The sequence below is a fragment of the Nonomuraea aurantiaca genome (assembly GCF_020215705.1).
GTDB classification, from domain to species: Bacteria; Actinomycetota; Actinomycetes; order Streptosporangiales; family Streptosporangiaceae; genus Nonomuraea; species Nonomuraea aurantiaca.
On sequence record NZ_JAIWNB010000001.1, the window covers coordinates 1,119,000 to 1,137,581 of the forward strand.

The 18,582-nt window shown below is 69.6% G+C and carries 20 protein-coding genes; 14 read left to right on the forward strand and 6 right to left on the reverse strand.

Translation table 11 applies throughout. The features are described 5' to 3' along the window. Positions 1 to 3 precede the first annotated feature (3 nt). The 7 genes from LDL49_RS05060 (at position 4) to LDL49_RS05090 (ending at position 7,424) form a co-directional block, all read left to right on the forward strand. Complete coding sequence (locus LDL49_RS05060) at positions 4 to 237, forward strand: hypothetical protein (protein ID WP_225289697.1); 234 nt, start codon at positions 4 to 6, stop codon at positions 235 to 237. A gap of 6 nt (positions 238 to 243) precedes the next feature. Continuing rightward, complete coding sequence (gene frdA / locus LDL49_RS05065) at positions 244 to 1,980, forward strand: fumarate reductase (quinol) flavoprotein subunit (RefSeq protein WP_225289698.1); 1,737 nt, start codon at positions 244 to 246, stop codon at positions 1,978 to 1,980. After that, positions 1,973 to 2,734 (forward strand): succinate dehydrogenase iron-sulfur subunit, encoded by a 762-nt coding sequence (sdhB, locus tag LDL49_RS05070; protein WP_225289699.1) that lies wholly within the window; start codon positions 1,973 to 1,975, stop codon positions 2,732 to 2,734. The genes frdA and sdhB overlap by 8 nt, the downstream gene beginning before the upstream one ends. Next, positions 2,731 to 3,141 carry a succinate dehydrogenase/fumarate reductase transmembrane subunit gene (locus LDL49_RS05075; RefSeq protein WP_225289700.1) on the forward strand — a complete coding sequence of 137 codons (411 nt, stop codon included), beginning with the start codon at positions 2,731 to 2,733 and terminating at the stop codon, positions 3,139 to 3,141. The genes sdhB and LDL49_RS05075 overlap by 4 nt, the downstream gene beginning before the upstream one ends. After that, on the forward strand, positions 3,138 to 3,479 hold the full coding sequence (gene frdD / locus LDL49_RS05080; RefSeq protein ID WP_225289701.1) for a fumarate reductase subunit FrdD: 342 nt from the start codon (positions 3,138 to 3,140) through the stop codon (positions 3,477 to 3,479). The genes LDL49_RS05075 and frdD overlap by 4 nt, the downstream gene beginning before the upstream one ends. A gap of 111 nt (positions 3,480 to 3,590) precedes the next feature. Then, positions 3,591 to 6,335: an immune inhibitor A domain-containing protein gene (locus tag LDL49_RS05085; RefSeq protein ID WP_225289702.1), complete on the forward strand. Its 2,745-nt coding sequence runs from the start codon at positions 3,591 to 3,593 to the stop codon at positions 6,333 to 6,335. A 150-nt stretch (positions 6,336 to 6,485) separates the two neighbouring features. Next, positions 6,486 to 7,424 (forward strand): diacylglycerol/lipid kinase family protein, encoded by a 939-nt coding sequence (locus LDL49_RS05090; protein WP_225289703.1) that lies wholly within the window; start codon positions 6,486 to 6,488, stop codon positions 7,422 to 7,424. A 10-nt stretch (positions 7,425 to 7,434) separates the two neighbouring features. Here the strand turns inward: LDL49_RS05090 and LDL49_RS05095 are convergent, their stop codons facing one another. From LDL49_RS05095 to LDL49_RS05115, 5 genes are all read right to left on the reverse strand, one after another. Continuing rightward, a complete protein-coding gene (locus LDL49_RS05095; RefSeq protein WP_225289704.1) occupies positions 7,435 to 7,815 on the reverse strand; it encodes a VOC family protein in 381 nt (126 codons plus the stop codon). Next, positions 7,796 to 8,614, reverse strand: a complete 819-nt coding sequence (locus LDL49_RS05100) for an SWIM zinc finger family protein (protein WP_225289705.1) — start codon at positions 8,612 to 8,614, stop codon at positions 7,796 to 7,798. Before LDL49_RS05100 ends, LDL49_RS05095 begins: the two co-directional genes overlap by 20 nt. 1 nt (position 8,615) lies before the next feature. Continuing rightward, entirely contained in the window at positions 8,616 to 11,960 is a 3,345-nt protein-coding gene (locus LDL49_RS05105; protein ID WP_225289706.1) for a DEAD/DEAH box helicase, read from the reverse strand. Positions 11,961 to 11,980: 20 nt separating this feature from the next. Continuing rightward, complete coding sequence (locus LDL49_RS05110; protein WP_225289707.1) at positions 11,981 to 12,646, reverse strand: Uma2 family endonuclease; 666 nt, start codon at positions 12,644 to 12,646, stop codon at positions 11,981 to 11,983. Positions 12,647 to 12,715: 69 nt separating this feature from the next. After that, positions 12,716 to 13,381 (reverse strand): Uma2 family endonuclease, encoded by a 666-nt coding sequence (locus LDL49_RS05115; RefSeq protein ID WP_225289708.1) that lies wholly within the window; start codon positions 13,379 to 13,381, stop codon positions 12,716 to 12,718. A 75-nt stretch (positions 13,382 to 13,456) separates the two neighbouring features. On the opposite strand from LDL49_RS05115, the gene LDL49_RS05120 reads away from it, so the two are divergent. The 7 genes from LDL49_RS05120 to LDL49_RS05150 all read left to right on the forward strand — a co-directional run bounded on the left by LDL49_RS05120 (position 13,457) and on the right by LDL49_RS05150 (position 17,319). Then, complete coding sequence (locus tag LDL49_RS05120; protein WP_225289709.1) at positions 13,457 to 14,218, forward strand: class I SAM-dependent methyltransferase; 762 nt, start codon at positions 13,457 to 13,459, stop codon at positions 14,216 to 14,218. 67 nt (positions 14,219 to 14,285) lie between these two features. Continuing rightward, entirely contained in the window at positions 14,286 to 14,450 is a 165-nt protein-coding gene (locus LDL49_RS05125; RefSeq protein ID WP_225289710.1) for a hypothetical protein, read from the forward strand. Between the two features lie 48 nt (positions 14,451 to 14,498). Then, positions 14,499 to 14,879: a phage holin family protein gene (locus tag LDL49_RS05130; RefSeq protein WP_225289711.1), complete on the forward strand. Its 381-nt coding sequence runs from the start codon at positions 14,499 to 14,501 to the stop codon at positions 14,877 to 14,879. After that, positions 14,876 to 15,634, forward strand: coding sequence for a DUF3618 domain-containing protein (locus LDL49_RS05135; RefSeq protein ID WP_225289712.1), 759 nt, complete (start codon positions 14,876 to 14,878; stop codon positions 15,632 to 15,634). The genes LDL49_RS05130 and LDL49_RS05135 overlap by 4 nt, the downstream gene beginning before the upstream one ends. Before the next feature lie 25 nt (positions 15,635 to 15,659). Beyond that, on the forward strand, positions 15,660 to 16,100 hold the full coding sequence (locus LDL49_RS05140) for a protease inhibitor I42 family protein (protein ID WP_225289713.1): 441 nt from the start codon (positions 15,660 to 15,662) through the stop codon (positions 16,098 to 16,100). 29 nt (positions 16,101 to 16,129) lie between these two features. Continuing rightward, positions 16,130 to 16,828 (forward strand): DUF1838 family protein, encoded by a 699-nt coding sequence (locus tag LDL49_RS05145; RefSeq protein WP_225289714.1) that lies wholly within the window; start codon positions 16,130 to 16,132, stop codon positions 16,826 to 16,828. Positions 16,829 to 16,905: 77 nt separating this feature from the next. Beyond that, positions 16,906 to 17,319, forward strand: coding sequence for an HIT family protein (locus LDL49_RS05150; RefSeq protein WP_225289715.1), 414 nt, complete (start codon positions 16,906 to 16,908; stop codon positions 17,317 to 17,319). Here LDL49_RS05150 and LDL49_RS05155 read toward each other — a convergent pair. Continuing rightward, positions 17,297 to 18,523, reverse strand: coding sequence for an L-lactate MFS transporter (locus tag LDL49_RS05155; RefSeq protein ID WP_225289716.1), 1,227 nt, complete (start codon positions 18,521 to 18,523; stop codon positions 17,297 to 17,299). The two genes, LDL49_RS05150 and LDL49_RS05155, sit on opposite strands and share 23 nt — an antisense overlap. Between the last annotated feature and the right edge of the window lie 59 nt (positions 18,524 to 18,582).

Consider the following 18,582-nt stretch of genomic DNA (forward strand, 5'->3'; position numbering starts at 1 on the left):
GCGATGACCGGCACGAAGACTCCCTTCACCCCCGAGACGGCCCCCTGCGGCAAGAAGTCCGCCGGCGAGCGCCTCGTCGACGACGACGGCTACGGCCTGGTGATCCGCGACCAGATCTTCGACTGCGGCTGCCGCCGGATCCGCCACGAGTACCACGACGGCAGCATCCACCTCTCCGCCATCCGCCATGACGGCAAGCGGGTGAAGGACCCGATACAACCCGACCACGGGAGCTGATCGCACATGATCGACGTGCTCATCGTCGGAGGAGGCGGAGCGGGTCTGCGCGCGGCCATCGCGGTCGCCGAGACGGACCCCGCGCTCACGGTGGCGGTCGTGTCGAAGGTCTACCCGATGCGCAGCCACACGGTCTCCGCCGAAGGCGGCGCCGCCGCGGTGATCGGCGTCGGCGACACGCTCGACGAGCACTGCTACGACACGATCTCCGGCGGCGACTGGCTCTGCGACCAGGACGCGGTCGAGGCGTTCGTGGAGGAGGCGCCCCGCGAGCTGATCCAGCTGGAGCACTGGGGCTGCCCGTGGAGCCGCGAGCCGGACGGCCGGGTGGCCGTCCGGCCGTTCGGCGGGATGAAGCGGATGCGCACCTGGTACGCGGCCGACAAAACCGGTTTCCACCTTCTCCACACCTTGTTCCAAACAACACTGAAATATCCGGACATCGTGCGGTACGACGAGTGGCACGTCACCAAGCTCGTCGTCGACGACGGCCGGGTCCACGGCGTCGTGGCCGTCGAGCTGCGAACCGGCCGCATCGAGACCATCGCCGCCAGGACCGTCATCCTGGCCACCGGCGGCTGCGGCCGGGTCTTCCCCTTCACCACGAACGCCGCGATCAAGACCGGCGACGGCATGGCCCTGGCCTACCGGGCGGGCGCGCCGCTGAAGGACATGGAGTTCGTCCAGTACCACCCGACCGGCCTGCCGTTCACCGGCATCCTCATCACCGAGGCGGCCAGGGCGGAGGGCGGCTGGCTGATCAACAAGGACGGCTACCGCTACCTCCAGGACTACGACCTGGGCAAACCCACGCCGACACCCAAGTTGCGCAGCATGGAGCTGGGCCCGCGCGACCGCCTCTCCCAGGCGTTCGTGCACGAGCAGCAGCTGGGCCGCACGGTCGACACCCCGTACGGGCCGGTCGTCTACCTGGACCTGCGCCACCTCGGCGAGGGCAAGATCGACTCCCGTATCCCGTTCGTCCGCGAGCTGTGCAAGAGCTACCAGAACCTCGACCCGGCCACCGACCTCATCCCGGTCCGCCCGGTCGTGCACTACATGATGGGCGGCGTCCACACCGACCTCGACGGCGCCACTCCGGTCGCCGGGCTGTTCGCGGCCGGTGAGACCGCGTGCGTCAGCATCAACGGCGCCAACCGGCTCGGCTCGAACTCGCTCCCGGAGATCCTCGTGTTCGGCAGAAGGGCGGGCCTGGCCGCCGCGAGGTTCGCGAAAGAGCACAAAGAGCACGGCGAGCACGAGGCCGTACGGACACAGGGGGATGACGAGCGGCGGCGGCTGGAACGCGCGCGAGATGCGCCGGGCAAGGGCGAGCGGATCGCCGACCTGCGCGAGGAGATGCAGCACACCCTGGAGGGCGCGGCCGGGATCTACCGGACCGGCGGCGTGCTCGCCAGAGCCGTCGACACCCTCGCAGAGCTGCGCGAACGCGCGCAAGAGGCGCGTGTCGACGACTCCAGCACGACGTTCAACACCGAGCTGATCAACCTGCAGGAGCTGCACACCATGCTCGATGTCGCGCAGGCCATCGTCGCCTGCGCGCTCAACCGGAAGGAGTCGCGCGGCGCGCACCAGCGCACCGACTTCTCCGCCAGGGACGACACCTCCTATCTCGCGCACTCGCTGGTGCACCGCGCGCCCGACGGCACGCCGTCGGTCGGCCTGCTGCCCGTGACGATCACCCGCTGGCCTCCGGGGGAAAGGGTCTATGGACGTGACTGACACCGAAGAGTCCGTACGGCAGGCGGCGGCCACCCGCACGATCCGGCTGGAGGTCGCCCGCTACCGGCCGGGGCAGGACAGCGAGCCGGTCTTCCAGGACTACGACGTGCCGCTGACGGCCGACTGGGCGGTGCTCGACGGCCTGAACTACGTCAAGGACCGGCTCGACGGCAGCCTGTCGTTCCGCTGGTCGTGCCGCATGGGCGTCTGCGGCTCGTGCGGCATGACCGTCAACGGCGAGCCCCGGCTGACCTGCGGGACCTTCCTCACCGAGTACGGCGACGGGCCGATCAGGATCGAGCCGCTCAAGGGCTTCCCGGTGATCAGGGATCTGGTCGTGGACATCGACGACTTCCTGGCCAAGCTGTCGTCGGTGCGGCCGTGGCTCATCAGGGAGGGCGAGGAGCTGCCGCTGACCACGGAGTACGCGCAGACGCCCGAGCAGCTCGACGCCTACAAGCAGTACAGCATGTGCATCAACTGCATGCTCTGCTACTCGGCCTGCCCGGTGTACGTGCTCAACCCCGACTTCCTCGGCCCGGCCGCGATCGCGCTGGCGCAGCGTTACAACCTCGATTCCCGGGACATGGGCGACCGCTTCGACGTGCTCAACCTGGAGGAGGCGGTCTGGGGCTGCACGTTCGTCGGAGAGTGCACGCGGGTCTGTCCCAAGCACGTGGACCCGGCCGAGGCGATCCAGCGCGGCAAGCTGACCGCCGCCCTGCGCTCGGTACTGCCCTGGAGCAAGCGATGACCAGGCCGCCCGGGAGCGAGCGAGCGACGAGCACCTACCGGCCGCCGCGGGACGCGTTCTGGTTCGCCCGTACCCGCAACTACACCATCTTCGTCCTGCGCGAGCTCACCAGCGTGCTGGTCGCGTGGACGGTCGTCTTCCTGCTCCTGCTGGTCGGCGCCCTGCTGAACGGCACCTTCCAGGACTTCACCGCCCTGGCCGCCCGGCCCTGGATGATCGCCGTCAACGTGGTGGCCCTGGTCGCGACCGCCTTCCACGCCGTCACGTTCCTGAACCTGGCGCCGAAGGCCACCGTGGTCCGGCTCGACGGCTGGCGGGTGCCCGCCTGGATGATCCAGGGCGGCAACCATTCGGCGTGGCTGGCGCTGTCCGTCCTGATCGCCTACTTCATCCTGAGGTCACCGTGAAGCGGACGATAGAGCCGTACCTGTGGCTGCTCTTCAGCGGCGGGGGAGTGGCCGCCGCGCTGCTGCTGCCCGTGCTGGTCCTGCTGTTCGGCGTGCTCATGCCGCTCGGCGTGATCGACTGGCCGACCGTCGCGCACCTGCGCGCGCTCCTGGACAACGTCCTCGTACGGCTCGCGCTGCTCGTGGTCATCGTGCTCTGCCTGTTCCACGCCGCGCATCGGATCCGGTTCACCAGCGAGGAGTTGTTCGGCATCGCCCGCTACGACTCGCTGATCGCGGTGCTCTGCTACGGCGGGGCGATTGTGGGCGCCGTGACTGGGGCGCTGCTTTTGTTCTAGTTTCATCACATTTCGACCGGGCTCTTTACGTTGGCTTTACTCACCCTCTAAATTCCGGCATTGCACCCTGTGGCCATGCGGCCCGGCGATCCCGGGCAGAGAGGGTTATCAGTGCCCAGCACAAAGCGTCTGTTAACCGCATTACCCGCGGTCGCCCTCCTCGGCGCCGCGCTGACGGTCCCCGCCGCTCCTGCCTCTGCCGCCAGGTACGAGCCGGGCGCATCCGACTTCTACATCAACTATGCGCCGCCCAGCGTCGAAGAGACGCCCGACGAGCCTCTCCTGCCCAACCAGAAGGCCCGCTCGCTCAGCCCGGCGCAGAAGACCGACAGGAAGTTCACCAGCGGCAACCCGGCCGCCGCCCGGGTGCTCGCGGCCCGCGAGAACGAGGCGATCAAGACCGGTCGCAACCCCGCCGACTTCATCTTCAAGAAGTCCAAGCAGACCCGCGTCGCCAAGCTGCTGACCGTCCTGGTCGAGTTCAACGAGCAGGCCAACGACGACTTCTCCGGCTACAACCGCCTGCGCACGGTCAACAGCGCGCCCGATGACTGCGTGGTCGAGCCGGCGGGCACGGTCAAGAACGGCCCGCTGCACAACAACATCCCCGACCCCGCGACGTTGCCGCACAAGGACAACAACAGCTTCTGGGTCAAGGACTTCAGCACCTCGCACTTCAACACGATGCTCTACACCGACAAGGGCATCACCCAGCGCGTACGTCCCGACCTGAAGGACCCGCGCGACGGCCGCCCCGGCATCGACATCTCCGGCTTCACCATGAAGAAGATGTACGAGGAGATGTCCAAGGGCGCCTACTCGGTCACCGGCTCCGCGGTCGGCTGGATCAAGGCGCCGCACTCCGAGGCCTGGTACGGCGCGGCGGCCTGCGGCGGCGCTCCCCAGGACATGACCGGCCACCCGGACAACCCGCTCGGCGCGGGCCAGCTCGCCATCGACACGGTGGACGCGCTGGCCAAGAGCCAGCCGAACTTCCCGTGGGCCGACTACGACGTCGAGGACGTCTCCGACGTCGACGGTGACGGCAACTTCAGCGAGCCCGACGGCGTCATCGACCACCTGGTCATGGTGCACGCGGGCAAGGACAAGTCGTCGAACGGCGGCGCCGAGGGCACGTACGCGATCTGGGCGCACTCCAGCGCGGTGGCCGGCGGCTACAAGATCCCCGGCAGCGACAAGAAGATCTCCAACTACATCGTGCAGCCGGAGGACTCCGGCGTCGGCGTCTTCGCCCACGAGTACGGCCACGACCTCGGTCTGCCCGACCTGTACGACACCTCGGGCCAGGCCAGCTCCGCCGTCGACTTCTGGGACCTGATGTCGAGCGGCTCGCACTCCGGGCCGATCTTCCAGTCCATGCCGACCCACATGGGTCTGTGGGACAAGTGGGTGCTCGGCTGGGCGAACCCGAAGACGTTCAACCCGGGCGACGCCGCCAAGCTGGTCACCGTCGGACAGTCGTCGCGGACGCCCAAGCTCACCCAGGACGGCGTCCGAGTGAACCTGGCCTCCACGCCGCTGAAGATGGTCGACCCGCACAGCGGCGCCAACGCCTGGTGGTCCGGGCTGGACCAGGAATGGGCGGACGTCAAGCTGACCCGTGACGTGGCGGTGCCCGCCGGAACCGACCTGCGGTTCTGGATGTGGAACAACTACGAGATCGAGCAGGACTGGGACTTCGGCTTCGTCGAGGTGTCGACCGACGGCGGCGAGACCTGGGCCCAGCAGAAGGTCTACGACGAGGCGGGCAACGAGGTCAGCACGCCCGACGGCTACCCGGACCCGAACAAGAACCTCAAGACGTTCGGCAACAAGAAGTACGGGCTCACCGGCAACACCAACGGCTGGCGGCACGACTACGTCAACCTGACCGCGTTCGCCGGTAAGACGATCAAGCTGCGCCTCGCGTACAACACCGACGCGGCCTTCACCCCGCGCGGCTGGCACGCCGACGACTTCCAGCTCACCAACGGCGGCACCGCCGTGTGGAGCGACGACGTCGAGGGCGGCGAGAACGGCTGGAAGGCCATCGGCGGCACGCACACCAACACGAGCGGCCAGGGCTGGACGATCAACAACGGCTCGCGCGAGGTGTCCCGCTTCTACCTGGCCGAGTGGCGCAACTTCGACGGGTTCGACCAGGGCCTGCAGTACGCCTACGACACCAACTACTCCCGTGACGGGGCGTGGAAGGTGGAGAAGGTCAAGTACAACGCCCCTGGCCTGCTGGTGTGGTACCGCGACTCGACGTTCACCAACAACTCGCTGTCCAACAACCTCGATCTCCAGCCGAGCATCGGGTCGAAGGGCAGCCTGCTGGTCGTGGACTCGCACTTCGATCCGCTGCGCCGCACCGGCACCGCGGCGCAGAAGGACCCGACGCGGCACAAGAACCTCGAAGGCCGCACCCAGTCGTCCAACGCGGCGTTCTCCTTCGGGAAGACGTACCCGCTCAAGGAGTGCCTGGAGGCGGCGGACGAGCCGTTCAGCGAGTACTGCACGGACATCGCGGCGCTGAAGGGCGTGCCGAACTTCACCGACGCCAAGACCTGGTACCCGGGTCTGGAAGTGCAGAACGGCAGCCTGTTCTACCGCGACTTCGACGCGTCGGTGGTCGTCCCGTCCAAGGGCGACCAGCCGTACAGCACCCGCGTCGTGAACCTCGACGGAACCCCGGCCACCGAGCTGTACGGCACGGACCTGGGGGGCGGCCACGTGGCCGGCTCCGGCAACCCGGGTGACGAGGGCAAGGCGCTCGGCGTCCAGTTCAAGCTGGTCTCGCCGCTGCCCGGCAACCTGGGCGCCATCGTCCAGGTGATCCCGCCGAAGAAGTAACAGCCATCCGGCTGTGGAAGTAACCGGCTGTTGAAGTAAATCGAGGGGCCGCCGGGACATCCGGCGGCCCCTTTCGGCTGGCCGCGGGTAGCGTTCCATTCACCTAAGGTCGGCCGCAGGTGGCCCCCGACGCACCTACCATTGATGACCATGAGCGAACTGCGTACCAAGACCGAGCACACCGAGGCGATCCTCCAGGACCGCCGGGTGGCGGTGGTGGTCAACACTCGCTCGCGCCGGGGTCGCCGGCACTACTTCGAGGTGATCGACCAGATCCACGCCCTCGGCTTCGAGCCGCAGGCCGAGCTGTCGGTCTCCAACCCCAAACGGCTGCGCGCCCTGCTCGACCAGGCTCTCGAGACCCGGCCCGACCTGTTGATCGTCGGTGGCGGCGACGGCACACTGTCCTCGGCGGTCCGCCACGTGGCCCACCGTGACGTGGCGCTCGGCGTGCTGCCGCTGGGCACCACCAACAACTTCGCCCGCAGCCTCGGCCTGCCGCTCGACCTGGCCGGGGCGGTCGGGGTGTTCGCCACCGGCAAGGTGGCCGACATCGACCTCGGCATGGCGGGTGACCGGCCGTTCGCCAACCTGGCCAGCTTCGGCGTGTCCGTCGAGGTGGCGGGCACGGTCAAGCCGTGGCTCAAGCGCATTCTCGGCCGTCCCGCCTACCCGCTGACCGCGCTGCGGGTCCTGCCCGGTCACCGGCCGTTCCGCGCGTACATCACGGTCGACGGCACGCGCCACGAGCTGTTCACCCACCAGCTCAACATCGCCAACGGCCGCTTCCACGGCGGCTGGCAGCTGGCCAAGGACGTCAGCATCGACAACGGCATGCTGGTCGCCTACCAACTCGGCTCGGGCAAGAAGCTGCGGCTGCTCGGCGAGACGCTGGTGCGCGCCACGACCGGCCGCTGGCGCAGCCTGGCGGGCGGCCCGTTCGTGATGGGTCAGGAGATGCTGCTGGAGACCGACCCGCCGATGGCGGCCGACGTCGACGGCGAAGTGCGCCTGCGCACCCCGATCCGGCTCCGCGTGGTGCCCAACGGGGTGCGCGTCATGGTGCCCGCCGACTTCGACGACCGCTAGGACTTGGCGACTAGTCGTTCAAGCGCCGGCGCAGAAGACAGAACTCGTTGCCCTCAGGGTCGGCCAGGACGTACCAGGACTCATCGCCCGTCTGTCCGACGTCGGCGGGCTTGGCACCGGCGGCCAGCAGGCGTTCGAGCTCGGCGTCCTGGTCGCGGTCGGTGGGGTTCACGTCGATGTGCAGCGGCAGTTTTCCGGTTTTCGGATGGTCGTCCGGGCTGAGGACGAGTGTCGGCTGGAGACCGCCGAAGCCTTCAGCCTCAGGACCGATCTCGATGCTGCCGTCCTCGTCCCGATCGAGAATGACGTAGCCGAGCACCTCACACCAGAACGCGGCAAGACGTTCGGGATCTCGACAGTCGAGCACCAACTCACTGATACGGCATGCCATCCGGTGGCGATACCCCCGGTTGGCTCTCATCATGCGGGGGTTCGCCGAGGCGGCGGTACGCCGCGGCCAGCGGGTCCGCCAGATCGCGCGGCGGCGGGAAGACGCGGGGCAGGAGATCGGAGGCCGCCGCGGCGGGACGGCGTTCGGGCCGGTGGGCGGTGGCGCCCGGGGCGTAGAAGTCGGCCAGCCGGTCGGCGAACGGCACGTCCCGCACCGCGATCGGCTCCGGCTCCGGATCGGCCAGCGACCCCAGCAGCCGCTCGCGGCTGCGCCCGCGCCAGGCCAGCACCAGGAACGGATCGTCGTCGAACGACTCCGCCAGCAGGTACAGCACCGCCGACAGGTGCTTGCACGGCAGACCCCAGTCGGGGCACGAGCACTCCATGTCCAGGTCCCGGGGGAACAGGTCGATGCCCAGCGCGGCGAACAGCTCCTCGATCTCCGTCGGCATCTCACCGGCCAGCAGCTTCGCCCGGTAGACGGCCTGCGCCGCGATCGCCTCCTCGATGGCCGTCCAGCGCGCCTCGTCGTACGCCTCGATCTCGATCCTGATGTCGTACGGCCGGCGCCGCGAGCCCTGGACGGCCGCCGTGACCAGGCCGGGGGCGAGGTCTATCGACAGGACCTGGCCCGCGCGGGCGTAGGCGCGGCCCCGGGACAGGCGGCCCTTGTCGCAGACGCGTTCCAGGATGTCGATGAAGCGCCGCGACCACCAGGTGGAGCCGATCGAACCCCGCTGTGTACGCGCCCGCAGCCCGCCCTCGACCCTGATCGGCTTGGCGGCCTCGAACCACGCCATTTCAGCTCACCGCCTCGGCGGTCAGGCGGAAGACCTCGCGCAGCTCGCCGGTGGACAGATCGGTCAGCCAGTCCTCGCCGGTGCCGACCACGCTCTCGGCCAGGGCCTTCTTGCGCTCGATCATCTCGTCCACGCGTTCCTCCAGGGTGCCCGCGCAGATGAGCTTGCGCACCTGTACGTTCTTGCGCTGGCCGATCCGGAAGGCGCGGTCGGTGGCCTGGTCCTCGACCGCGGGGTTCCACCAGCGGTCCACGTGGATCACGTGATTGGCCGCCGTCAGGTTGAGGCCGACGCCCGCGGCCTTGAGCGACAGCAGGAACAGCATCGGCTCGTCGTCATGCTGGAAACGCTCGACCAGGCGGTCACGCGTCTTCTTGGGCAGGCCGCCGTGCAGCCAGAGCACCGGCCGGTCGAGCCGCTGCGCGAGGTAGGGCTGGAGCATCGTCCCGAACTCCGCGTATTGGGTGAAGACCAGCGCCTTCTCCCCCTCGGCCACGATCTCCTCCGCGAGCTGCTCCAGCCGGGCCAGCTTGCCCGACCTGCCCGACAGGAGCGAGCCGTCCTTGAGCAGGTGGGCAGGGTGGTTGCAGACCTGCTTGAGCCGGGCCATGGCCGCCAGCACCAGGCCGCGGCGCTCGATGCCCTCGCTGTCGTCGATCCGGCCCAGCATGTCGTCGACGACGGCCTGGTAGAGGCTGGCCTGCTCGGGCGTGAGCGGGCACCACTCCTTGACCTCCATCTTCTCCGGCAGATCGGAGATGATCGACTTGTCGGTCTTGACGCGGCGCAGCACGAACGGCCCGGTCGCCCGTTTGAGCGCCCGCATGGCCTGCTCGTCCTGGCGCGCCTCGATCGGCTCCTGGAACCGGGTCCTGAACCGCGACCGCGGCCCGAGCAGCCCCGGATTGGCGAACTCCATGATCGACCAGAGCTCGGCGAGATGGTTCTCGACCGGTGTCCCGGTCAGGGCCAGCCGCGTGCCCGTGGGGATCGCCCGGACCGCCTGCGACTGCAGGGTGCCGCTGTTCTTGATCGCCTGGGCCTCGTCGCAGACCACCCGCCGCCACTCGACCTGCCGCAGCGTCTCCAGGTCGCGCTGGGCCGTGCCGTACGTGGTGATCACCAGGTCGGCGTCGCCGATCGCCTGGGCGTCCCGGCCACTGCCGTGGTGCACATAGACCCGCAGCCCCGGCGCGAACCTGGCCGCCTCCCGCTCCCAGTTGCCCACCAGCGACATCGGGCACACCAGCAGCGTCGGCGTGCCCGCCCGCTCGTGGACCAGCAGCGCCAGCGTGGTGACCGTCTTGCCCAGCCCCATGTCGTCGGCCAGCACCCCGCCCAGCCCCAGCTCCGACAGGAAGCTCAGCCAGGCCAGCCCGCGCTCCTGGTAGGGCCGCAGCGTCGCGTCCAGGCCGCTGGGCGTGGCCATCGGCTGGAGCCGCCGCTCGGCCTGGCCGGACAGCAGATCACCGAGCACGCCGTCGGCGTCGACCTCCAGCAGCGGCAGCTCGTCGTCACCCTGGACCACGTGGCGCAGCAGCTCGGCGGCGGGCAGCTCGCCGGTGCGTTCGCCCCCGACGGCCTTCAGCGCGGCCTTGAGCTGACGGTCGTCGAGCTCCACCCACTGCCCGCGGACGCGTACCAGCGGCACCTTCAGCCTGGCCAGCTCGGCCAGCTCCGCCTCGCTGATCGTCTCGCCGCCGACCGCGAGGTCGATCCGGAAGTCCACCAGCTCGCGCAGCCCGAACCCCTGGGCGGTGGCCGCGCTCTGCTTCTTGGTGCGGGTGGTCAGCTTCAGCCCCAGCCTCGTACGGCCGGCCCAGCGCGGCAGCTGCACCCCGAACCCGGCGGCCTGCAACAGCGGCGCCGCCTGCCGCAGGAACTCGAACGCGCCTGCCGTGTCCAGCTCCAGCCCCGTCGGCTCGGCGACCCGAAGGGCCCGGTCGAGGTCGGGGTACAGGCGTACGGCACGGCCCAGCCCGGCCAGCAGCTCGCGCTCCGGGCTTCTGGGCAGGCCGGGCACCGGCTCGCCGCTCCACACCCGTTCGGCGCGTACGTAGAGGCTGGGGTCGTCGGCGGCCTGCAACGCGATCTCGACCCGCCAGCCGCGGGCATCGTCATCGTCGGTGCCTGTGGTGCCTGCGGTATTCACGGTGCCTGCGGTGTCATCCAGTCGGTCGAGGTCGTCGGCAGGGGGCGGGGCGGTGCCGCCCAGTCGGTCGAGGTGGTCGGCAGAGATGGGGGCGGTGCCGTCCAGGCGTTCGAGGTCGGCGGTGGGCTCGAGCAGGCGGAAGCACACCCTGGCGGCCCCGTCCGCGGCGGCTACGGAAGCCCGCCACTCCTCCAGCTCGCGGCGCAGCTCCGGGCTGTCCGGGCAGCTGTCGTCGGCACCGGTCAGCGCCGCCAGCCACCGCTCCTGGCCCGTACGGGGTGCGGTCACGAGCGGCTCGGTGAGCGACGCCCTGACGAGCGCGTCGGCGAACGCGTCGAGCGCCGCCCCGAGCACCTCCACGGAGGGGCGCTCGATCTCGGAGGTACGGCAGGCGGGCGGCATGGCGAGGGCGAGGTCCCGGAAGTAGGCGGCGTCGGCCCCGGTCAGCACCGCCCGCCACACCGCCCGCCCATCGGCTTCTCGCGAGTGCTGCCGGTTCTGGGGGATGAGCTGAGGGATGACCCGGCCCCGCCGTACGAGATCGCGCGCGAACTCGGCGACCACCCCCCAGTGGCGTACGGTGGCGGCGCCGGGGTGTTCGGCGAGGACCCGCAGCGCGTCATCGGTGGCCGGGACGACGGCGGGCACCTCCCACAGATGCAGGCGCGGCCGGGCTACCGCCGACAGTCGCCCGGCCTCGGGCGAGGCCAGCGGCTCCTTGGCGGAGCCGGGCAACATCAACCGCAGACCGCGCACGGAGCCACCCAGTGGCACCGGCGGCAGCCGATCGGCCGGCTGTCGTTCCGTGAATGCCTCCCGCAGGCCCTCGGTGGAGGCGGCGTGGTCACGGAGCGTGATGGCTGAGTCGGGCGCGAGGCCGGGCGGATCGCCGAGCGCCGGGTTTCCGGCGGAGGAGGCGTGGTCATGGAGCGCGACGTCCGGGTCAGGCAGGAGGCCGAGCAGATCGCCGAGCGCGGCAGCGGTCGCGGCGAACGGATGCGGCCGCACGACCACTCCCGCGGCCGTCCCGACGGCCTGCTGGGCGGTTCCCGCGGTCGTTTCGGTGGCTGGGTGGGTGGTGGCGCCGCTGGTCGTCCCGCCGGCGGGCGCGCCGGCGGATTGCGAGGTGCCGTCGGTGTCCTCTGCCCAGAAGGCGAGGGCGTCTCCTGCCCAGACCCCGTGTACGACCAGCATCTCGGCAGCGTATCTCCCCTCTAGAGGAAGATGGGCCCGGTCTCGAGCGTGACTCCGAACGGCTCCGGCAGCGGCAGCGGCTGCCCCGCCTCGACGACGATCGAGGTGGCGTACACGCCGTCGGACAGCCCGTGAAGCAACCTGACAGACGGAGGGGTGGAGAAGTCGTCGAGGATCAATATCATCGGGACCCCCGCCCGCGCGTAGGCGACGGGTTTGGCCTCCAGATCGTCGTCGCGGCTGTCGGACGACACCACTTCGACGGCCATCAGCGTGCCGTATCCGTAGGCCTGGTTGCCGTCGAACTCCGGGCTCCCCGGCGGGGTGATCAGGAGGTCGGGCAGCCGTTTGTCGCCACGCCCCGGCGGAATGTGAACCGCCCAGGACTGGTAGAACTCCCAGCCGTTCTTCCGCTTGACGTCGCAGAGCTGGTCCGCCAGCCGGTCGACCAGGACGCAGTGCCGTCTCTTGGCCCTGGAGCTCACATAGATCCGCCCATCGACGATCTCCGGCCTCAGCCCTTGGCCGACGAGCCTCTCCCACACCTGTTCGCGGCGGCGCTCGTCGTCGGTGGGTCCCAAGGCGCCCCATCCAGGGCCCCACGTGGGTGCGGCGATCGGCGGGCGCTCTGCACCCAGGGCGGGGTCGTGCCCGTGTGCCTTCCCATACGTGCTGCCGGTGGGCATGGTCGTCCTTTCGCTCGCGTCATCAAGCTGTTCAGGCCCCGTACCTGCGCCCCCGGCTGGGTGCCTTGCTCAGCGGAAGATCAGGCCGGTGTCGAGCACGACCCCGAACGGTTCCGGCAACTTCACCTGCTCGCCTTCATCCACCTTGGCCATGCTGCGATACTCGCCATCACGCGGGTCCGACAGCAGCGTGACCGACCGAGGGGCGGAGAAGTCGTCGACGATCAGCATGATGGGCACGCCGGCCCGGGCATATTCGGCGGGCTTGACCTGCAGATCATCGGTCCGGTTGTCGGAGGAGGTGATCTCGACGACCAGGAGCGTGCCGTGGCCGTAGGCCTGGTTCTCGTCGAACTCGGGGCTGTCCGGTGGTGCGACCAGCAGATCGGGAAGCCGTTTGTCGCCCCGATGGGGCGGGATGTGAACGGCCCAGGTCTGGTAGAACTCCCACCCCTTGTCAAGCGCGAACTCGAAAAGCTGCATCTGAACGCGGTGGACCAGCTGCGCATGACGTCTCTTCGTCCAGGGGCTCACTACGACCCTTCCACGGATGATTTCGGCTCTCCAACCCTCTCCGATGAGGGTTTGCCAGAGCTGTTCGCGTTTGAGCTCGGTCTGGGTCGGTCCGGATCGCCCCCAGCCCGGACCCCACGCGGGCGACGGCCGGCAGTCGCCGCCGGGCTCAGGCGCGGCTGCACGCCTGCGTGTCTTTCTGCGCGTAGTGCCGGTGGCCATCGCGGTCATCCTTTCGCTCGCGTCATCGGAAATACTACACTGCGTGACCGATGTTTTACTCTGTGAAAGGCCTTCATGATGGGGTTCTCAGCAGGCGAGAAAAGGTGGCGGGAGCGGCTGGGCAGCCTGCGTGACGTGGTCAGGCAGGAGCTGGTGAGCCGACAGCTGGCGGCCCATCTCCCGCCCGCCCCGGCCAGGGTGCTGGACGTCGGCTGTGGGCAGGGGACCCAGACGCTCAGGGTCGCCGCCCAGGGGCATCAGGTGACCGCGCTCGACGCCTCCAGCGATCTGCTCGGGCTGCTGAAAGAGCGGATCGAGCCGGGGATGGCCATCGAGGTGGTGCACGCGCCCGCCGAGCGCCTGGGGGAGCTGTTCGGGCGCGGGAGCTTCGACGTGGTCCTCTGCCACGGAGTGCTCATGTACTTCGACGATCCCGAGCCGCTCCTGGCGGCCATGGCGGAGGTGCTCGCGCCCGGCGGGGTGCTGTCCCTGCTCGTACGCAACGGTGACGCGCTGGCCATGCGGCCGGGGATGACGGGGGACTGGGCGGCGGCCAGGGAGGCGTTCGACGCGGACGCGTACACCAACCGCCTGGGCGTCCGGGCGCGGGCCGACCGGCTCGACGACCTGACGCGGCGCCTGGCCGTACGAGGGCTGGGCGTCCGGCAGTGGTACGGCGTGCGGGTGCTCACGGACCTGGCGGCCGACGACGCGCCCCTCCCCGACGACCTGGACCTCCTGCTGGAGTGCGAGGAGCGGGCCGGGGCGAGCGACCCCTACCGGCGGGTGGCCCCGCTGACCCACATCATCGCGCAGGCCGGTGACACCCGCAGGTGAGGTTCCCCATCCCCGCGCGGGTCGGCGATTCCGGTGACACCCGCAGGGGAAGTTGTACAGTGAAAATATGAATCCTCCCGGATCGTGGTGCGAACGGCCCAAGCCGTCGGCTCCTTCGTGTGAGCTGCCCTCCCCGTGGAGCAAGCCCGAGAAGCCCGACACCTGGTGCGACGTTCCCAAGTCCCCAGTTCTGTCCGTCGTCGACTTCCTGCTGCGGGCCGCCAAGCGGTGATAGAAAGCCACTTCGCTGGGTAGTCGCCTCCTCGGCAGAGGAGGCGACGTGAACGACACCCACAAGCTGGTCAACGAACTGTCCGAGCAGGTCTCCCGGCTCGTCAGAGACGAATTGCGGCTGGCGCGGCTGGAGCTCACGCGGAAGGGCAAGCAGGCGGGATTCGGCGCGGGCCTGTTCGGGGCGGCGGGAATGACCGCGTTCTTCGGCGGTGCCGCCCTGGTGGCGGCCGTCATTCTGCTGCTCGCCCTGGTGATGCCCGCCTGGGCGGCTGCCGCGGTTGTGGCGGGCGCCTTGTTCGCCGTTGCCGCAGTGCTGGGTCTCATCGGTAAGAACCAGGTGAAACAGGCCGCGCCGCTGGTGCCGGAAGAGACGATCGCCAGCGTCAAGGCCGATATCGACGTGGTCAAGGAGAGGGCTCGGCGATGAGTGAGACGGACCCCGAATACGGCGAGCAGGGATACAGCGAGCAGCACGCCGGGGACGTGGGCGCCCGCCGGACGACGGTCGGCATGCCGACGGACCACGAGTCCGTCAACGTACCGCCGACCAGGCCGGGCGCGGCGGAGAACGCGACGAAGGCGGAGGCCGCCCGTCAGGAGCACGAGACCTTCATCCCCGAACCCCCCTTGGTCGACGACCGGACCGAGGCGGCGGAGGCCAGGGAAGGCGAGACGGAGTCGCTGAGGGCGGAATCGGCGACCGACGACGATGATGAGGAAGAGGACGACGTGCACAAAAACATCAAGGAAACCCGTCAGGAACTCGGAGACACCGTGGCGGCCCTGGCCGACAAGGCGGACGTGAAGGGCCGGGCGAACGACGCGGCGGAGGCGGCGAAGGGCAAGGCCACCGAGGTGGCCGGGGTCGCCAAGGACAAGGCGGCGGTGGTGGCCGAGGTCGCCAAGGACAAGGCCGCCGTAGTGGCCGAGGTCGCGAAGGACAAGGCGGCGGTGGTGGCCGAGGTCGCCAAGGACAAGGCCGCCGTAGTGGCGGACGTCGCGAAGGACAAGGCCGCCGAGGTGGCGGACAAGGTACGAGATGTCACCCCCGACCAGGTCAAGGAAGCGGCCGACAAGGTCACCACGGAGGCCAGGAAGCGCCCCGTGCTGGCCATCGCCGCCGCCGGTGCCCTCGTGGCCCTGGTCCTGCGCCGGATCATGAGGCGCAACAAGAGCAAGTGAGCCCCCGAGCCGATAGCCTGCCTGAGTGATTCGTCGAACGGCCGCCACAGCCCTGCTGGCCCTCCTCATGCTGGGGGCCGGCACGGGCTGTGGCGCGGGGTCGGCCGTCAACGACTACGGCAAGGTCATCAAGGGCGCCAAGGGCTCGACCGTCACGGTGGAGGTCGGTCCGGGCCAGCGGTTCTCGCTGGCCGTGGTCGACAACCCGTCCACCGGCGATCAGTGGCGCCTCGTGGCGGTGCCCGACGCCAAGGTGGCCTCGTTCATCAGCAAGGAATACAAGAGCGAGGGCGGCGGGACGGGCTCGGGCGGCACGAGTTACTTCGTCTTCAACGGCAAGCACCCGGGCAACACCGAGATCAGGCTGTACGACTGCTGGCGCTGTCCCAGTGCCGGCGCCAGCCCCGTCGACGAGCAGAGCAAGGCGCAGTCGGGCGAAGCGATCTTCGCGGTCGTCGTCAAATAGAGCACCCGTGGGGGAGACCTGTGGATTTCATGCGCGTGCGTGCCTCGACCGACGGCGCGGAGACGATCTCGTGGTGGACCGGTGACGTCTACGGCTGGCAGCAGGACGACGGCCCGCACCACCTGTTCGGCTTCGAGGGCGTCAACGTGGCCAGGGCGGTCGAGACCGACGGCGGCTGGCAGATGCTGACCAGGGAGGCCGCGGCCTACCTCGACCCGAAGTCCCGCGAGATCCTCGGCACCTGGGACAACCCGTTCACCGGGGCGTCCGTCGAGGTCCAGCACGTCTTCAACGACCCGGTCAACCAGCGCTTCGGCGCCTACCCGGTCCCCACCACCAGGCTCGGCGACCAGGTCGTCTTCAACGCCGACATCCGGCTGGCCTACCCGTCACCGCTCAAGGTCGCCGACTATCCCGACAACTCGGCCAGTGACACCTACCGGGCGCTGGAGCTGTTCCAGTTCTTCGCCTCGGCCAAGGATCTCGATTCCGGGGTGCCGAGCGTGCCGTGTGTGTTCTCGTGGTGCCGGGTCTCGCCGTGGCTGCCGTGGATGGCGATGGGGCAGCGCCAGGGTGGGCTGGTCTACCACTGCCGCGGCCACAAGACGACCGAGGTGCCCGACCGGCTCCGCGCGCACGTGGGCGAGCACTTCCTGCACGCGCCCGAGGAGTGGTCGGCGCCCAACGTGACCAGCTGGACGGCCTTCGCGGACAAGGCCGCCCGATAAGGCCGGGCAGGCCGCCCGTCAAAGCCGGCCAGGCCGCCCGGACAGGTCCGCCTGATAAAGCCCGGTAGGGTCGGCCGGTGAGCAACGACCTGTTCTGCGAGATCGTCGCGGGCGAGCGGCCCGCCCACATCGTCCACTCCGACGAGGTCGCCGTCGCCTTCCTCGACGTCCGCCCGGTCTTCAAGGGCCACGTCCTGGTCGTACCGAGGATCCATGTCGAGACCTTCGGCGAGCTCGACGACGTCGGCCCCTTCTTCGAGCGGGTCCAGCTGGTGACCCGCGCGGTCGAGGAGGGCCTGGAGGCGGCCGGCACGTTCGTCGCGATGAACAACCGGATCAGCCAGAGCGTGGCCCATCTGCACGTCCACGTGGTGCCGCGCAACCCGAAGGACGGATTGCGCGGTTTCTTCTGGCCCCGCACCAAGTACGCCTCCGAGGACGAGGCGCGGTCCTATGCCGAGCTGATCGCTAAAGCGCTTCCTGCGGAGTGACGACCCGCTCGGCCTTCGGCGGCCGGGTGACGAGCGGCAGCACGAGGGCCACCAGCGCGATGATCCCGATCACGGTGAACGCCGTCGTGTAGTTGTCGCCCGAGATGAGCGCGGCCGCGAGCAGCGGCCCGACGATGCCGCCCACGCTCCAGGCCACGATCATCAGCCCGTAGATGCCTCCCGCGTTGCGCAGGCCGAAGAAGTCGCCCGCGGTGGCGGGCATGGTGCCGAACCCGCCGCCGTAGCAGAGATAGACCACCGCCGACAGGACCGCGAACACGGCCACCTGCGAGGCGTGGCCGAGCAGCAGGAAGCAGATCCCCTGCAGGCCGAGCATCCCGGCGAAGGCGACCATCCGCCCGGTCCGCTCCGAGATCCAGCCCCAGAAGATCCGCCCGGCACCGTTGAACAGCCCCATGACACCGGTCAGCGTGGCCGCGGCGGCCGCGGTGTACCCGGCGATGGACGTGGCGGCCGAGCTGATCACCGAGATGAGCGCGATGCCCGCGGTCACGTTGAGACAGAGGACGCCGGCCAGTAGGTACCACTGGGGCGTACGCAGCGCCTCGCCCTGCGTGTACTCGCGCCCGCTGGCGGCGATCCGCCCGGTCGCGGCCACCTGGTAGTCCGCCGGCGGGTTGCGGAAGAAGAACGCGCCCACCAGTGTCATCACCAGGTACGCCACCCCGAGCGTGAGGAACGCCCGGGTCGGCACCACCGGGTTGGACTCCACCAGCCGTTGCGCGACGGGCGAGGTCACCACGGCGCCGAAGCCGAAGCCGCCCACCGCGATCCCGGTGATCAGCCCGCGCTTGTCCGGGAACCACTTCTGCAGCATGGCGATCGGCACGATGTAACCGAGCCCGAGGCCGAAGCCCGCGATGACGCCGTAGCCGAGGATGAGCAGCCATAACCGCGAGTGATCGGCGGCGAAGCCGGCCAGCAGGATGCCGGCCGAGTAGAGCACGCCGCCCGCCAGGGCGACCGGCCGGGGGCCGCGCATGTCCTGGATCCGGCCGCCGATGAAGGTGCCCAGGAAGATCATGCCGATCGTCACCGAGAACGGCAGCGCGGCCTCTGCCTTGGTGAGGTCGAAGTCGCTGGCCTTGGCCTGGAGCGCCTTGGAGAACACGCTCCAGGAGTAGACGGCGCCGAGTGCGAGCTGGAAGAGTACCGCGGCTGCCGCGAGTAACCAGCGATTCATCCGACCCAGCCCGCCGGTGTGTACTTCGGATCGAGGCCCATGACAGAACTCCTTGCTTT

Bases quoted from the DNA above. Each gene is read 5' to 3' on its own strand.
- LDL49_RS05060 (WP_225289697.1), top strand. From the start codon at position 4: ATGACCGGCACGAAGACTCCCTTCACCCCCGAGACGGCCCCCTGCGGC.
- frdA (WP_225289698.1), top strand. From the start codon at position 244: ATGATCGACGTGCTCATCGTCGGAGGAGGCGGAGCGGGTCTGCGCGCG.
- LDL49_RS05075 (WP_225289700.1), top strand. From the start codon at position 2,731: ATGACCAGGCCGCCCGGGAGCGAGCGAGCGACGAGCACCTACCGGCCG.
- LDL49_RS05090 (WP_225289703.1), top strand. From the start codon at position 6,486: ATGAGCGAACTGCGTACCAAGACCGAGCACACCGAGGCGATCCTCCAG.
- LDL49_RS05095 (WP_225289704.1), bottom strand. From the start codon at position 7,815: ATGGCATGCCGTATCAGTGAGTTGGTGCTCGACTGTCGAGATCCCGAA.
- LDL49_RS05100 (WP_225289705.1), bottom strand. From the start codon at position 8,614: ATGGCGTGGTTCGAGGCCGCCAAGCCGATCAGGGTCGAGGGCGGGCTG.
- LDL49_RS05105 (WP_225289706.1), bottom strand. From the start codon at position 11,960: ATGCTGGTCGTACACGGGGTCTGGGCAGGAGACGCCCTCGCCTTCTGG.
- LDL49_RS05110 (WP_225289707.1), bottom strand. From the start codon at position 12,646: ATGCCCACCGGCAGCACGTATGGGAAGGCACACGGGCACGACCCCGCC.
- LDL49_RS05115 (WP_225289708.1), bottom strand. From the start codon at position 13,381: ATGGCCACCGGCACTACGCGCAGAAAGACACGCAGGCGTGCAGCCGCG.
- LDL49_RS05120 (WP_225289709.1), top strand. From the start codon at position 13,457: ATGATGGGGTTCTCAGCAGGCGAGAAAAGGTGGCGGGAGCGGCTGGGC.
- LDL49_RS05125 (WP_225289710.1), top strand. From the start codon at position 14,286: ATGAATCCTCCCGGATCGTGGTGCGAACGGCCCAAGCCGTCGGCTCCT.
- LDL49_RS05135 (WP_225289712.1), top strand. From the start codon at position 14,876: ATGAGTGAGACGGACCCCGAATACGGCGAGCAGGGATACAGCGAGCAG.
- LDL49_RS05145 (WP_225289714.1), top strand. From the start codon at position 16,130: ATGCGCGTGCGTGCCTCGACCGACGGCGCGGAGACGATCTCGTGGTGG.
- LDL49_RS05155 (WP_225289716.1), bottom strand. From the start codon at position 18,523: ATGAATCGCTGGTTACTCGCGGCAGCCGCGGTACTCTTCCAGCTCGCA.